Origin of the sequence: Guyparkeria halophila (genome assembly GCF_034479635.1) — a bacterium.
In the GTDB taxonomy this organism is placed as follows: domain Bacteria; phylum Pseudomonadota; class Gammaproteobacteria; order Halothiobacillales; family Halothiobacillaceae; genus Guyparkeria; species Guyparkeria halophila.
In genome coordinates, this window is the sequence record NZ_CP140153.1 from 1,100,688 (window position 1) to 1,114,407 (window position 13,720).

11 protein-coding genes and 1 pseudogene are annotated in these 13,720 nt (G+C 65.3%); 3 read left to right on the top strand and 9 right to left on the bottom strand.

The annotated features are described in order from the left end of the window. Positions 1 to 9 precede the first annotated feature (9 nt). From SR882_RS05080 to SR882_RS05105, 6 genes and pseudogenes are all read right to left on the bottom strand, one after another. Positions 10 to 1,020, bottom strand: a complete 1,011-nt coding sequence (locus tag SR882_RS05080; protein ID WP_322522251.1) for an ABC transporter permease — start codon at positions 1,018 to 1,020, stop codon at positions 10 to 12. 35 nt (positions 1,021 to 1,055) lie between these two features. After that, positions 1,056 to 2,456: a CmpA/NrtA family ABC transporter substrate-binding protein gene (locus SR882_RS05085; protein ID WP_322522252.1), complete on the bottom strand. Its 1,401-nt coding sequence runs from the start codon at positions 2,454 to 2,456 to the stop codon at positions 1,056 to 1,058. A 267-nt stretch (positions 2,457 to 2,723) separates the two neighbouring features. After that, positions 2,724 to 3,938 (bottom strand): CmpA/NrtA family ABC transporter substrate-binding protein, encoded by a 1,215-nt coding sequence (locus SR882_RS05090; protein WP_322522253.1) that lies wholly within the window; start codon positions 3,936 to 3,938, stop codon positions 2,724 to 2,726. Positions 3,939 to 3,948: 10 nt separating this feature from the next. Then, positions 3,949 to 4,524 (bottom strand): ANTAR domain-containing response regulator, encoded by a 576-nt coding sequence (locus tag SR882_RS05095; RefSeq protein ID WP_322522254.1) that lies wholly within the window; start codon positions 4,522 to 4,524, stop codon positions 3,949 to 3,951. Positions 4,525 to 4,760: 236 nt separating this feature from the next. Further along, a pseudogene (locus tag SR882_RS05100) lies at positions 4,761 to 5,102 on the bottom strand (allophanate hydrolase-related protein); the annotation flags it as partial. A gap of 287 nt (positions 5,103 to 5,389) precedes the next feature. Then, complete coding sequence (locus tag SR882_RS05105; RefSeq protein WP_322522256.1) at positions 5,390 to 6,940, bottom strand: phospholipase D family protein; 1,551 nt, start codon at positions 6,938 to 6,940, stop codon at positions 5,390 to 5,392. 385 nt (positions 6,941 to 7,325) lie between these two features. Between SR882_RS05105 and SR882_RS05110 the strand changes: the two genes are divergently transcribed. The 3 genes from SR882_RS05110 to SR882_RS05120 all read left to right on the top strand — a co-directional run bounded on the left by SR882_RS05110 (position 7,326) and on the right by SR882_RS05120 (position 10,114). Further along, positions 7,326 to 8,882 carry a methyl-accepting chemotaxis protein gene (locus SR882_RS05110; protein ID WP_322522257.1) on the top strand — a complete coding sequence of 519 codons (1,557 nt, stop codon included), beginning with the start codon at positions 7,326 to 7,328 and terminating at the stop codon, positions 8,880 to 8,882. A gap of 188 nt (positions 8,883 to 9,070) precedes the next feature. Continuing rightward, positions 9,071 to 9,601 (top strand): cell division FtsX domain-containing protein, encoded by a 531-nt coding sequence (locus SR882_RS05115; RefSeq protein ID WP_322522258.1) that lies wholly within the window; start codon positions 9,071 to 9,073, stop codon positions 9,599 to 9,601. Positions 9,602 to 9,625: 24 nt separating this feature from the next. After that, positions 9,626 to 10,114, top strand: coding sequence for an MgtC/SapB family protein (locus SR882_RS05120; RefSeq protein WP_322522259.1), 489 nt, complete (start codon positions 9,626 to 9,628; stop codon positions 10,112 to 10,114). Positions 10,115 to 10,251: 137 nt separating this feature from the next. Here the strand turns inward: SR882_RS05120 and SR882_RS05125 are convergent, their stop codons facing one another. The 3 genes from SR882_RS05125 to SR882_RS05135 form a co-directional block, all read right to left on the bottom strand. Further along, on the bottom strand, positions 10,252 to 10,599 hold the full coding sequence (locus SR882_RS05125) for a glycine zipper domain-containing protein (protein WP_322522260.1): 348 nt from the start codon (positions 10,597 to 10,599) through the stop codon (positions 10,252 to 10,254). A 132-nt stretch (positions 10,600 to 10,731) separates the two neighbouring features. Beyond that, positions 10,732 to 12,093 carry a M16 family metallopeptidase gene (locus tag SR882_RS05130; protein ID WP_322522261.1) on the bottom strand — a complete coding sequence of 454 codons (1,362 nt, stop codon included), beginning with the start codon at positions 12,091 to 12,093 and terminating at the stop codon, positions 10,732 to 10,734. Next, positions 12,083 to 13,462, bottom strand: coding sequence for a M16 family metallopeptidase (locus tag SR882_RS05135; RefSeq protein WP_322522262.1), 1,380 nt, complete (start codon positions 13,460 to 13,462; stop codon positions 12,083 to 12,085). The genes SR882_RS05130 and SR882_RS05135 overlap by 11 nt, the downstream gene beginning before the upstream one ends. Positions 13,463 to 13,720: the final 258 nt, after the last annotated feature.

Here is a 13,720-nt window from a genome sequence, read left to right on the forward strand (position 1 = left end):
GAAGTCTCCTTAACGCAGTACGGCGGTCTTGTCCCAGGACACGGCGCGTTGCAGCGCGAGCATGCCGCGATCGAGCAGAAAGCCGATCAGGCCGATCACCAGCACGGCGACCATGATCCGGGCGAGCGAGTCGGACGAGCCGTTCTGGAATTCGTCCCAGACGAACTTGCCGAGGCCCGGGCTCTGGGCGAGCATTTCGGCGGCGATCAGCACCATCCAGGCGATGCCCAGGGACAGGCGCAGGCCGGTGAAGATCATCGGGATGGAGGAGGGCAGGACGATCTTGATCACGTGGGTCAGCCAGCCCAGGCGCAGCACCTGCGAGACATTGATCAGGTCGCGGCTGATGGTGTTCACGCCCACCGCGGTGTTGATCATCGTCGGCCACAGGCAGCAGAGCACCACCGTGATCATCGAGGTCAGGAACGACTTGTCGAACATCGGGTCATCGGTCACGTAGACCGCGCTGACGACGATGGTGACCAGCGGCAGCCAGGCCAGCGGAGAGACCGGCTTGAAGATCTGTACCAGCGGGTTGAACGCCGCGTACAGGTTGCTGCTCAGGCCGATGACGATGCCCAGCGGGATGGCGAGGATCGAGGCGATCACGAAGCCCGAGAGCACGGTGATCAGGCTGGTGACGATCTGATCGAAGAAGGTCGGCTTGCCGGGGTAGTCGTGGATGCGCGGCTCGTAATCCGGGTCGTTGGCCAGCCGTTCGGCGATGCGCTCTTCCTGGCGCTCGTAGAAGGCGGTGGCCTTGTCACGTTCGGCCACGTGCTCCACGTAGAGCGCTTCGGTCTGATGCCAGACCTGGGCCGGGCCTGGGAACTGGCCCAGCGAGGTGTCGATCTTGGCGGCAACGCCCGACCAGAGCATCAGGAAGACCAGCAGGCCGATGATCGGCAGGCCGACGGTGCGGAACAGGACGTCGAGCTGCGCCCGGGGGCTTTCGCCCCGGGCCAGCTTCACGAACGGGGCGATGGCCCGTGGTGTCTTGAGTGACAGGTTCGTGTTCATGGTTCAACTCCGGGTGGTGGGCCAGGCCAGGTCGGTCAGACCTGGTCCTTGCCCTTGAGACCGATGGGGAATTGCTGGAGGTACTCGTTGGGCTTGCGGCCGTCGTAGGTGACGCCGTCGATGAACTCGCCCTGCGGCGGCTTGTAGCCGGTCTCGCTGTCGAAGTCCGGGAAGTCGCCGGCGCTCATCTTTCCTTCGGCGATCAGCTCCTTTGCGGCCAGGGCGTAGAGGTCCGGGCGGTAGACCTGCTTGGCGGTCTGCATGTACCAGTCGTCGGACTTGTGCTCGGCAATCTGCCCCCAGCGGCGCATCTGGGTCAGGTACCAGATGGCATCCGAGTAGTACGGGTAGGTCGCGTTGTAGCGGAAGAAGACGTTGAAGTCCGGCACCGGGCGCTCGTCACCCTTTTCGTATTCGAAGGTGCCGGTCATGGAGTTGGCGATCACTTCCTCGTCGGCACCGACGTAGTTCGGCCGTGACAGGATCTCCACCGCCTCGGGCCGGTTGGCGTTGTTGTCCTCGTCCAGCCACTTGGCTGCACGGATCAGGGCCTTGACCAGATGGACGGTGGTGTTGGGGTACTTCTCGGCGAACTCGCGGGTGATGCCGAAGACCTTCTCGGGGTTGTTCTTCCAGATCTCGTAGTCGGTGATCACCGGCACGCCGATGTCCTTGAACACGGCCTGCTGGTTCCAGGGCTCGCCGACGCAGTAGCCGCTGATGGTGCCGGCCTCCAGGGTCGCCGGCATCTGCGGGGGCGGGGTGACCGAAAGCTGCGCATCGGCATCGATGAGCCCGGAGGTGTCGCCGTTGCTCGGGTCGTAGTAGCCCGGATGAATGCCGCCGGCGGCCAGCCAGTAGCGCAGCTCGTAGTTGTGGGTCGAGACGGGAAAGACCATGCCCATCTTGAAGGGGTCGCCGGCGGCATTGCGCTCGTCGACCACGGGCTTGAGGTAGTCGGCCTTGATCGGATGGGCCGGCTTGCCGTCGTCACGTTTGGGCAGGTTGGGGAGCATTTCCTCCCAGACGTCGTTGGCGAGCGTGATGCCGTTGCCGTTGAGGTCCATGGAGAACGGCGTGATGATTTCGGCCTCGGTGCCGTAGCCGATGGTGGCTGCCAACGGCTGGCCTGCCAGCATGTGTGCGCCGTCGAGCTGGCCGGTGATCACGCCGTCGAGCAGTACCTTCCAGTTGGCCTGGGCCTCGAGCGTCACGTACAGGCCCTCGTCCTCGAAGAAGCCCTTCTCGTAGGCGATGGCGAGCGGCGCCATGTCGGTCAGCTTGATGAAACCGAAGGTCAGGGCCTCCTTTTCCGGATAGCCGACCTCGGCCTGTGCCGGCAGGGCGGTCAGGGCGCTGCCGGCAAAGGCCGCGGCGGCCAGGCTCATCGCGGTGCGCTTGAGAAAGTGGCGTCGTGACGGATGGGTCGTGGTCATTAGATCTCTCCTGTGGGCGATCCGTTGGGCATAAAAAAAGCGCTCACGTACCGGGGGTGTTACCCGGATGCGTGAGCGCCGTTGCTCGATCTGATTGGTTGCTCTCACCGCCGTTGGCGGAGCGTGCCCCATTCAATGCATGGGCTGTGCCAGACTTTTTAATGACAGTAAAACAAAGGGTTGCGTATTTCTTCCTCGGCGGGGTGGTCGCTTGTTGCCCCATGAGGCGTCATGTCGCTCGCCATCGTGGTGCAGTGAGCACCGCTGTCAGCCGGACGGATCGAAGGTTCGTCCGTCGAGAAAGCGGTCCGCGCCCAGGGTCTGTCCGCTGTCGTCCTGCCAGTTGGCCGGGTGGTCGCCCTCGCGCTTGCTGCGTTCGGCGGGCAGGGGCTCACCCAGTTCCTGCATCAGCTCGCGGTAGGGGCGGTCGTCGAACACCTCGGCGGCCAGCCGGGCGGTGTCCGGGCTCTGCTCACCGGCGAGATCGCCGTCCAGGCGCAGTTGCTCGAGCATCCACATTGCCTGCGACCACCAGGGGTAGTTGGCCGCGTAGCGATGGAAGACGTTGAAATCGGGCAGTTCGACGATCGGCTCGTCCCGGCCCATACGCAGTTGCCCGGCGAGCGACGGGGTGATGGCGTCCTCGGGGGCGTCGATCACGTGTGCCTCGGCGATCATCCGGGCCGCATCGAGCCGGTTCGCCGGCTCGTCCAGCCAGGCACAGGCCTCGTAGAGGGCGGCCATCAACGCCTTGAGCGTCTGCGGGTGGGCCTCGGCCCAGGCACGGGTCACGCCGAGGACCTTCTCGGGGCTGTTGTTCCAGATCTCGTAGCCGGTGATCGCGATGTGTCCCGCCCCCTGCTGGACGGCAAGGGTGTTCCACGGTTCGCCGACACAGAAGCCGTCGACATGGCCCTGGTCGAGGTTGGCGACCATCTGCGGTGGCGGGATCACCACGATGCGCACGTCGCGATCGGGCTCGATACCGTGATGCTTGAGCCACAGCCGCAGCTGCAGCGTGTGCATGGAATAGGGGAACACCGTGGCGAAGGTGCGTTTGGCCAGTCCTTCAGCCCGTTCGCGGCTCACCAGCTGCTTGAGCGCGCGGCCCAGGGCCTCGGGATCACTGTCGCCTGCCTGTTCCAGCAGCTCGCGATGCAGGCTGGCCGACAGGGTGATGGCGTTGCCGTTGAGGTTGAGGACGAACGGGGCCAGCATCGCCTTGGTCACCGAGCCCAGTCCGGCCGTGCAGGCCAGCGGCATGGGGGCGAGCATCTGCGCGCCGTCGAGCTCGCCGATGATCACCCGGTCGCGGATGTTGGCCCAGGACACCTCGCGCTTAAGCTCCACGTTGATCCCCCACTTCTGGAACAGGCCCTGCTCGCGGGCAACGATCAGCGGGGCACAGTCGGTCAGGGGGATGAAGCCGAGCGCCAGGCGGGGCTTCTCGGGCTGGTAGGTCGTCTTGTGGGTCGGGTGCATGCCGTGCCTCTCAGATGCCGTCGTCGCCGACGAGATCGAATACCGCGATCACGTTGCGCGCCGTCTCGACCAGTCGCTGATTGCGGTCCATCGCCATCTTGCGCATGGCGTGGTAGGCCTGGGTTTCGTCGAAGTCGCGATGCTTCATCAAAAGGCCCTTGGCCTTCTCGATCAGCTTGCGGTCCTCGAGCTGGGTGCGGGTCTCGTCGAGCTCGTTACGCAGGGCCTGAAATTCGCGGAATCGGGCGACGGCGACATCGACGATCGGTCGGACCCGTTCGGCGCGCATGCCGTCGGAGACGTAGGCGCTTACCCCGGCCTTGATCGCCCGGGCAATGCTCTCCTCGCTGTCCTCTTCGGAGAACAGGACGATGGGGCGGGGGTTGTCGCGCGAGACCACGGACATGTTTTCCAACGCGTCGCGGTCGGGTGATTCGATGTCGATGATCACCACGTCCGGCTGGTGGACCTCGACCTCCTGCACAAGCCGCTCGACGCTGGCCAGTCGGGCCACCACCTCGTGCCCGGCATCCTGCAGGGACTGTTCGACGATCGCGGCGCGACCGCGATCCTGATCGATGAGCATCACGCGCATGGCTCGGTGGGCATTTGTTGTCGTTCCTCGGGATGATGTCGCCGCGTCACGGCATGCCGGTGTGGCATCGCGCGGCGACGGCGCTTGCCGCCCTTTGAGCAACTCCCATGCCAGCCGACGGGGCGACGCGGTGGCGCGCTTGCCCGCCGCCGGTGCATTGATGGGCAGCAGCCTGCCGGTGCAGTCTGCCGAGCCGGCGCACCGGCGCGGTGCAACCAGCGTGCTGTCTAGCGGCGCGACGCGATATAGCGGCGCCAGGCGCCCAGTTCGATGATCTCGGTCGCGCCCTCGGGGGCAATCGGCTCGGCGATGAAGCCCGGCACCTCGCGGCCGTCGGCGAGCGTGAGCTTGCCGATGCCGAGCGGGGTGGGAATACCGGCGACGAACGAACCGAACAGGCTTGCGGGCACGTTCCAGACCTCCACGTCGATGGCCTTGCCGCCATCGGTGACGCGCACCAGCCCGGGGCGTTCGGGCGGGCCACCCGCCAGGGCGTAGAAGCGGTACTCGGGAGCGGTGTGGGTGGTTTCGGCCAGCCGGGCGCGACGCTCGGTCAGCTGCCTTTGCGTGTCGAGGCCGGTATCACAGGCCCGTGTGGCGTCGGCCCCGGGTTAGATCGGCTGGTTCACCCGCCACGGCGAAGGAGCGGTTGTTGGCGTCGAGTCGATCGACACCGGCGAGCGGAAACCGGACCGTTTTGTTCGTTCGCCGTTATGGTCCGTGGACCGGGACAACGAGTCATGGCGATGTCGGCCGGCTAGCGCCGATCGAGTTGGCCGGCGTGGCTACGCCGGTTCTCAGATAGCGGCGCGCCAGGGTGGGAATGAGCCTATGTCGGGCGACCCCCGACGGACTGTTACAGCATCCACTCGATCGGCATCAGCGAGAAGAACCACGTCACCGCGCGCTTGAGCGGACCGGCGCCCGGTTCGTTGGGGTGGGTGGTGACGCCGTCGTCGGTCTGTTCCAGCCAGCGAATCTCGCCATGCTCCAGTTTTAGCCGGTAGGCACTCGTAGGTACGTGCATCTCGAAGGTATGGCTGATCGCCCGGGCCAGGTCCGGACTGTCGATGACGAACCCGAGTTCGGTATTGAGTAGTACCGAACGGGGATCGACGTTATAGGACCCGATGAATACCTGCCGGTCGTCCACCACGACGGCCTTGGCGTGCAGGGTGGTCGCCGGGCTGCCGAAAGGCCCGGCGCCCTCCGGCCGTGGTTCTTCCTCCGCGACCCGCCGCATCTCGAACAGCTCCACCCCGGCCTCGAGCAGCGGGCGCCGGTAGCGGGCGTAGCCGGTGTGTGCCGGGGCCATGTCGGTCGCGTCGAGCGAGTTGGTCAATACGCGCACTCGGACGCCCTGGCGAGCGAGTGAGATCAGGTCGTCGGTGAGCGTCGGGGTGGGGACGAAGAACGAGGAGATGATGTCGAGCGACTGTTCCGGTGAACGCAGTTGCTCGCGCAGCGAGAGGGTAAGGAGCTCGTTGGGATCGTGTTCGCCCAGCCCCTTGGTCGGCGGGTCGATCACCAGCCGTGTGGGTGCCCATTCCAGTCCCAGCTGCCCGTTGAGCAACTGGTCGACGACGTAGTTCTCGCGCACCGCCACCATCAGATCCTCGGCCTGCGGGTCGAGTGCGATGGCATCGGCCTTGAAGTCGAGCGTTTCCCGGGTTTCGGCGGCCGCCTCGTCTTCTGGGGTGGGCAGGATGCGGTCGGCCGGATAGGCCGAGCGGCTTTGCCAGTACCGATCGAAGCCGCGCGAGACCTCGTCGACCACGGGCCCCACGGCGAGGATGTCGAGATCCGAGAACAAGAAGCCGTCGGTCGAACCGAAATAGCTGTCGCCGATATTGCGCCCGCCGCTGATCAGCGCCTGGTTGTCGGCGATGAGGACCTTGTTGTGCATGCGACGGTTGGCCCGATTGAAGTCGGTGAGAAAGCCGATCCAGCGGGCATCGCGTGTCATGAACGGATTGAACAGCCGTACAGCGATGTTGGGGTGGTCGTGCAGGGCGGCCAGTTCGGCATCCAGTTGCCGGGTGCCCTGGTCGTCGAGCAGCAACCGCACGCGCACCCCTCGGTCGGCGGCATCCAGTAGTTCGCGCAGCAGCAGGGTGCCGGAGCGATCGGCGTACCAGATGTAGTACTGCAGATCGAGGCTGCGCTGGGCGGTACGCGCCAGGTGGGTCAGCGCCGCGAAGGTCATCACCGGATCCGACAGCAGGTACACCCCGGTCTTTCCCGGGTGGGCGGCCTTCTGCGGAGCAAGCGCGTCGCCCAGCGGCGTGGCACGCGCCTCAGCCGGCGGGAGGGTGACACTGACGTGGCGACCCTCCAGCGGGGGCAGGGCGCAGCCGGTCAGCACCAGGGCGAGCAGGGCAACGCGCCCCATCTGTCGTATCGGCATTCCCTTGATCAATCGCGAATCCTCCTCGGTTGTTCGCGGATCTAGCCTTTCGATGATTCCACGAATGTCGGTCTGCCGTCATGGACTTGCCGTGCAGCGCATGTGGTTGGAGGCAAGGACGCGGGCGGGGTTCCGGCTGAGCGGGAAACGGGGTGCATTCGACGGGCCTGGGTGGCACAATCGCGCCCCTTTAGACAGTTCGTTTGCTGGCTTATCAATAGCCGACCTTGTTCGGTTGGGGAAAATCCTCGCAAAACCCTAAAGTTTTCCCCCGTAAACTCGATAACCCACAATATCTGAATGAACGGATGTATGGCCCCGGCCCGCCACTGCATCCGATGGTCGTCACGCCCCACGTTGTTCCCCTTAGAGTAGTCACTGATTCATGCGCAATAACCTGCCCGTCTCCGATACCGAATACACCTTTCCTGCCGGGGAGCGCTTGGTGTCGACCACCGATCTCCAAGGTCGGATCACGTATTGCAACGAGGCGTTCGTCAATATCAGCGGCTATTCACGTGACGAGCTGATCGGCCAGCCGCACAACATCGTGCGGCACCCGGACATGCCGCCGTTGGCCTTCGAGGTGATGTGGACGCATCTCAAGGCCGGTCAGCCTTGGATGGGGCTGGTCAAGAACCGATCGAAGAACGGCGGTTACTACTGGGTGGATGCGTATGTGACGCCGATTACCGAACACGGCGAGGTGATCGGCTACGAGTCGGTGCGTTCCTGCCCGTCGCGCGAGGACGTCAAGCGAGCCGAGCGCCTGTATCGACGCATCAACCAGCGGGGTTATCGGGCACGAAGATTCCGTCTGCATGGCCAGGATGTGATCGGCGTGGTGGGCCTGGCCGTCTCGGCCGGCCTGTGGGCCGTTGGACACGGCCTGCCGGCCTTGTGGGCATTGGCCGCCACCGGCCTGGTGTTCGCTGTGATGGGGCGGCTGCGTGAGCGGCAACTGATTTCCGCTCTGACCGAACAGCTGCCCAATGCCTTCAGCCATCCGCTGGCGGTGGATTCCTACACCGGCGAGGCGGGTTTGCTGGGTCGCCTGAAGGTCTCGATCAAGAGCGAGCAGGCGCGGATGATCACGGTACTGACCCGGATCGAGGATGCCTCGGACCAGGTCAGTCGTCAGTCTTCGGTGAGCCTGGAGCTGTCCACCCAGGCCAAGGACGAAATCGCGCGTCAACAGGCGGAGACCGAGCAGGTCGCGGCGGCCATGCACGAGATGTCGACCACCATCAATGACGTCTCCGAACACGTCCAGCGCACGGCGGACGAGGCCAGTCGTTCCCAGGAACTGGTCGAGGAGGGGCGGCACCTGTCCACCCGCACCCGTGAGTCGATTGTCGACCTGCAGGGGACGGTCAATGCCATCGGGGATTCCGTCGAGGGGGTATCGAACCAGACCGGGGCGATCGCCAGCGCCGCCGGCATCATCGATCAGATCGCCCAGCAGACCAACCTGCTCGCGTTGAATGCCGCCATCGAGGCGGCACGGGCCGGCGAACACGGCCGCGGCTTTTCCGTGGTGGCCGAGGAGGTGCGCGATCTGGCGCGGCGGACCCAGGAGTCGACCCGTGACATCCACGAGATTATCGGGTCATTGACGCAGCAGGCCGAGGAATCGGTGGCCGTGGCCCGGCGTGGTCGGGACGCGGCTACCGCCGGGGTCGAGCGCGTGCGTGAGTCGGAGGAAATGCTCAATGGCGTGGCCGAGGCGGTGGCGCAGATCCGGGACATGGCCACCTCGATGGCCGCCGCCGTCGAGGAGCAGGCGACCGTGTCCGGCGAGATCGATCGGCAGGTGCACAATATCTCCGACCTGGCCAACTCCAGCCTCGGCCAGTCGGCCTCCGCCGAGGAGAAGATCCACGATCTCGAGCGCATTGCCGCCGAGCTTCACGAGCTGGTCACCCGCTTCAAGCGAGACTGACGCCCACCGTCCCGCCGCCGGTGCACGTCTCGCGCTCGTGCTACGCCCCGGCTGATCCGTCGCGGTCATTGCCCGGCTTCTTCCGAGCCAACCGGCGATCTGTGAACTAACGTCTCCTGCATAAATCCCATCAACAGACACGGATTTCTGGTTGAAATTCGCCGGTTCACCCGATCAGGAGGTGGTTTATGACTCAGGCAACGATCATCAGCGAACGCTTTCCGCATCTAGTCGATGCCGTGTTCCACGACGAGCGCCGTGCCCGCGACGCGGCGAGCGCACTGGCGGCTAAGGTCGGTCTGTCGACCGAGCAGATCGACGTGGTCGAGCCGAACGATCCCCAGCGAGCGGAAAAACTGGAGCCGGAGTCGTCCGAGATCTCCCGGACCATTCTTCGTTCCCATGCGGTGCTCGGCGTCATCGGTGCCGTCGTCGGTCTGATCCTAGCCGGCATCCTGGTCGGCGCGGGGTTTGACTTTGCGCAGACCCGGCCGGCCTGGGTGTACGGCATTTTGGCCGTAATCGGCGGCCTGATCGGCATGCTCGGCGCTGGTGTGGTGTCCGTCCGACTGGATCATGAGCGAGTGATTGCGGATACCCGGGATGCCTCGACGCATGGCGAGTGGACGGTGGTGGTCCACGCGCGAGACGAGGACGAGAAGCATCGCGCCGACGAACTCCTGCGGGAGCATTCCCAACGAGTCAACGAGTCGCTTTGACCCGTCACCAAGGAGAGGTGACGAATGATATTCGACATCGACTGGCAGTCGGTCTACTGGAACCTGACCTACCTGGCCGCGGCGTATGTGCTGGCCCTCCCGGTGGGTTTGGAGCGAGAGCGGCACTCACGTTCGGCCGGGCTGCGCACCTTCCCGTTGGTGGCGGTGGCCAGCTGCGCCTACATGCTGTTGGGCATCAATGTGCTGGATTCCAGCGATGCCGAGGCGCGCGTGTTCGAAGGGATCATCACCGGCATGGGCTTTATCGGTGGCGGGGCGATCCTCAAGAGCCAGAGTCATGCGCACGGGACCGCCACCGCGGCCAGTCTCTGGACCACCGGTGCGATCGGGGTGGCCGTGGCCTGGAATCACTTCGAGATCGCCTTGTTGCTCTCGATCCTCACCTTCGCCAGCCTGCGTCTGCTCTCACCGGCGAAGCAGGTGCTCAATGGTCACGGTGACGACAGCCGGGAGAGCTCAGACGAGGGCAGAGGGAAGAACGACCAGGCGTAATTCGGAAGCCGCCCCGGGAGCCGAGCCGACGGTGACCCGCGTTGAGCCCAAATCAAAAACGCCACCGACAAGTCGGTGGCGTTTTCTGTTTGTGGGCCAGGTGCGCGAATACGGGGGGCGAGGTGGATGCGCCTGGTTCAGCAACGGCCCTGCTTGGCCAGACCCGGCGGACAGAAGCGGCCATGTGAGTGGCCGTGGCCCTCGCGGTAGCGGTGGCGCTCGTGGTGGCCGTCATCGCGATAATACCGATCATCACGGCTGTTGCGCGTGCTGACGCCCGTGCCGACGGCCGCGCCGATGCCCGAACCGACGATCGCGCCTTCGCGGCCCCCGACTTCAGCCCCGACGACACCGCCCAGGGCGCCGCCGATCGCCCCGCCAATGGCGGCGTCGCGGTGAAGATCGCCGCCGAACGCGGCCGTGGCCGGCAGGATCAGGGCAGCGAGCAGAGTGGGAAAGCCCAAGGTTTGGATGCGGTGGGTCATGGTGAGGCTCCTGTGAGTGCTGCCACGGGCCGTTGGCTCAATCCGCAATTGGCCCGGTCCGTGACGTTCAACCGATGACCGCTTTGATAGGCCGGCTCGTCGCAAGTTCCCAAGGCATGCCTGTCTCAGCCGTTAGTCGGCCCCCTCGTCGACTCCCGTTTTCTCGGCCGTTGGGCCGACGATCACCACCATTCGTTTCTGCGGCTCGACATGCCGGTCGAAGGCCTGCCGGATCTCCTCGGCCGTCACGGCCTCGATCCGGTCGGTGTAGTCGTCGAAGTAATCCAGCGGCAGGTCGAGGAAGGCCAGTGCGCCGATCTGTTCGATGATCTTGCCGTTGCTGTTCAGGCGCATGGGAAAGCCGCCGACGATATTGGCCTGACTGTCGGCCAGTTCCTCGCTGGTCGGACCCTCGTCGATGAAACGTGACAATTCCTCATTCATCAGCGTCAGGGCGGTGTCGACCTGGTCATTGCGGGTCTGGATTCCCATGACCAATCGCCCGCCGGCACGCAGCGGCATCAGGTAGCTGTACGTGCTGTAGGCCAGGCCGCGTTTCTCGCGCAGTTCGGACATCAGCCGTGAGGCAAAGCCGCTGCCGCCCAGCATGTGGTTGCCCACGTAGAGCGGCAGGTAGTCCTCGTGCTTGCGCGCGATGCCATCGAGCGCGACCAGCACCGTCGACTGCTCCGAGGGAAAGTCGATGCGCACGGTGTCGGATTTCTGCAGTGGCGGGACCTCGGGCAGGATCGGGGCGGACTCGCCCGTTGGCAGGCCGCCGGTGAGCGTGTCGGCCAGGCGGCGCGCCTGCTCGATGTCCAGGTCGCCCACGATCACCACCGTGGCGTTGGCGGCCACGAACCACTGCTGGTGGAAGGCGCGAACATCCGACGGGTCAATCGACTCCACCGACTCGCGCGTGCCGTCGGTGGGGTGCGCGTAGGGGTGATCACCGAAGGCGGCCTTGCGCAAGGCATCGCTGGCGACCGCCTGCGGGGATTGCTGGCGGGACTGGATGCCGCGCAACTGGCGCGCGCGTTCGCGCTGGATGTCCCCGTCCTCGAAGGCCGGCTGGGCGATGACCTCGGCCATCAGCTCGACGGCCGGCCAGAGCCAGTCCGTTTCGGTCAGGCTGCGCAGGCGCACGGCGGTTGACTCGAGGTTGGCGCTGGCGGAGAACTCGGCCCCGACGCGGGCAAAACCATCGGCGATCGCCTTGGCATCCCGCTTGGTGGTGCCTTCCTCGAGCAATGAGGCGGTCAGGCTGGCCGTGCCGCCACGGCCCTCGGGGTCGCGCGCACTGCCGGCATCGAAGATCACCCGGGCGTCGACCATCGGCAGGCTGTCGGTGGGGTAGAACAGCACCTCGGCGCCGTTGTCGGTCTGCCAGGTCTGCAGTGCCAGCAGTGGCTCGGCACGCGCGGTGGCGGACAGCAGCAGGACCCCGAGGGCGAGGATTGCCGGCCAAATACGGTTGCGCGCATCAGTGGACACGGTCGATACCTCCGGTCGGGCTGGGCAGGGTGGTCGATTCGTCGCTTGCCGGTTCGAGGGTGGCGATGGTGAGCCCGTCGTCCCGGAAGTATTCCCGGGCGACCGCCTGCACATCGTCGACGGTGACCGCGCGCACGCCCGCCACGAATCGGTCGGCAAGACGATAGTCGAGACCGACCGTCTCGTAGATCCCCAGTTTCATGCCCTGGTAGAACAACGAATCACGCTGATAGACATCCGAGGCGACGACCTGGGCCTTGATGCGCTCGAGTTCGTCTTTCTCGACCGGTTCGTTCTTCAGTCGCTCGATCTGTTCGCGCAACAGTCGTTCGACCTCGTCGAGTGATTGGCCGTCGCGCGGGGTGGCATCGACGGTGAACAGGGTCGTTTCACGGGCATTCAGGTTGTAGCCCGCCGAAGCCGCCGAAAGCTTGCCGGCTCGCACCAGGTCGTTGTTCAGGCGTGCCCCCGAATCGCCAGCGAGAATGCCCGAGGTGACCGCGAGTGCATAGGCCGTGCGCGCCTCCGCGGCGGTGACCAGTGAGGGGACCTTGTAGCCCATCGTCAGGTGCGGCAGATTGGCGGGGATGCCGAGGTTGGCCCGCTTGAGGCCGTGTTGCGTCATCTCTTCGCGGGGCTTGGCCGGGGACAGGGCGCGTTGCGCGACCTTGCCGTAGTGGCGCTCGGCCAGCTCGACCACGGCCGGCGGCTCGACGTCGCCGACCACGATCAGGGTGGCGTTGTTGGGGGCGTAATGCTCCCGGTACCAGCGTTGCAGGTCCTCGACGGTGTAGGCGTCGATATCAGTCTTCCAGCCGATGATCGGATGGTGATAGCCGCTGCTGGTAAAGGCCGTGGCATAGAGCAACTGGTTCAGGCGGGCATTGGGATTGTCTCGCACGCGCGAGCGCCATTCCTCCTTGACCACTTCCTTTTCGCGCGCGAACTCCTCGGGGTCGATCTCGAGGTTGGCCATGCGGTCGGCCTCCCAGCGCATCACCGTCTCCAGCTCATTGGCGGCAAGCGTCTGGTAATAGCCGGTGAAATCGCGGCCGGTGAAGGCGTTTTCCTCGCCACCCAGCCGGGCGATGATGTCCGAGAACTCGCCGGGGCCGAGGTTTTCCGTGCCCTTGAACATCATGTGCTCGAACATGTGGGCGATCCCGGTGATCCCGCCCGGTTCGTCGACCGAGCCGACTTTGTACCAGATCTGATGCGTGACCACTGGCGCGCGCTCGTCCGGCAGGACCAGGACCTTGAGGCCGTTGTCGAGGGTGGTTTCGTGGACCTCGGCCGCCGTGGCCGGCGTGACGAGACCGGCCAGCAGGAAGGCCAGCACGAGGGGCTTGAACAGGCGATGGCTTGGCATGGGGATTCCGGATTTCATCTGTCGATATTCACCCATTTGTGTCGTTGGTGTCGTCGGGAGGGCGGGGCATCGCGGCGATGAGTCGAGGTTATGACAACCGTTGGTCACCACGGTTTCCGTGACCGGTGACGAGGCGACAGGATAGCCGGTTATTTCCATTCTTGCGGCCGTTCTAGCGGCCATTCTTTCGGCCGTTCTCCCGGCCGATGACGACACGAAAAAAATCCGGCCCCGGTCTTGGCTCCGGGGCCGGATGGG

Bases quoted from the DNA above. Each gene is read 5' to 3' on its own strand.
- SR882_RS05080 (WP_322522251.1), bottom strand. From the start codon at position 1,020: ATGAACACGAACCTGTCACTCAAGACACCACGGGCCATCGCCCCGTTC.
- SR882_RS05085 (WP_322522252.1), bottom strand. From the start codon at position 2,456: ATGACCACGACCCATCCGTCACGACGCCACTTTCTCAAGCGCACCGCG.
- SR882_RS05090 (WP_322522253.1), bottom strand. From the start codon at position 3,938: ATGCACCCGACCCACAAGACGACCTACCAGCCCGAGAAGCCCCGCCTG.
- SR882_RS05095 (WP_322522254.1), bottom strand. From the start codon at position 4,524: ATGCTCATCGATCAGGATCGCGGTCGCGCCGCGATCGTCGAACAGTCC.
- SR882_RS05105 (WP_322522256.1), bottom strand. From the start codon at position 6,940: ATGCCGATACGACAGATGGGGCGCGTTGCCCTGCTCGCCCTGGTGCTG.
- SR882_RS05110 (WP_322522257.1), top strand. From the start codon at position 7,326: ATGCGCAATAACCTGCCCGTCTCCGATACCGAATACACCTTTCCTGCC.
- SR882_RS05115 (WP_322522258.1), top strand. From the start codon at position 9,071: ATGACTCAGGCAACGATCATCAGCGAACGCTTTCCGCATCTAGTCGAT.
- SR882_RS05120 (WP_322522259.1), top strand. From the start codon at position 9,626: ATGATATTCGACATCGACTGGCAGTCGGTCTACTGGAACCTGACCTAC.
- SR882_RS05125 (WP_322522260.1), bottom strand. From the start codon at position 10,599: ATGACCCACCGCATCCAAACCTTGGGCTTTCCCACTCTGCTCGCTGCC.
- SR882_RS05135 (WP_322522262.1), bottom strand. From the start codon at position 13,462: ATGCCAAGCCATCGCCTGTTCAAGCCCCTCGTGCTGGCCTTCCTGCTG.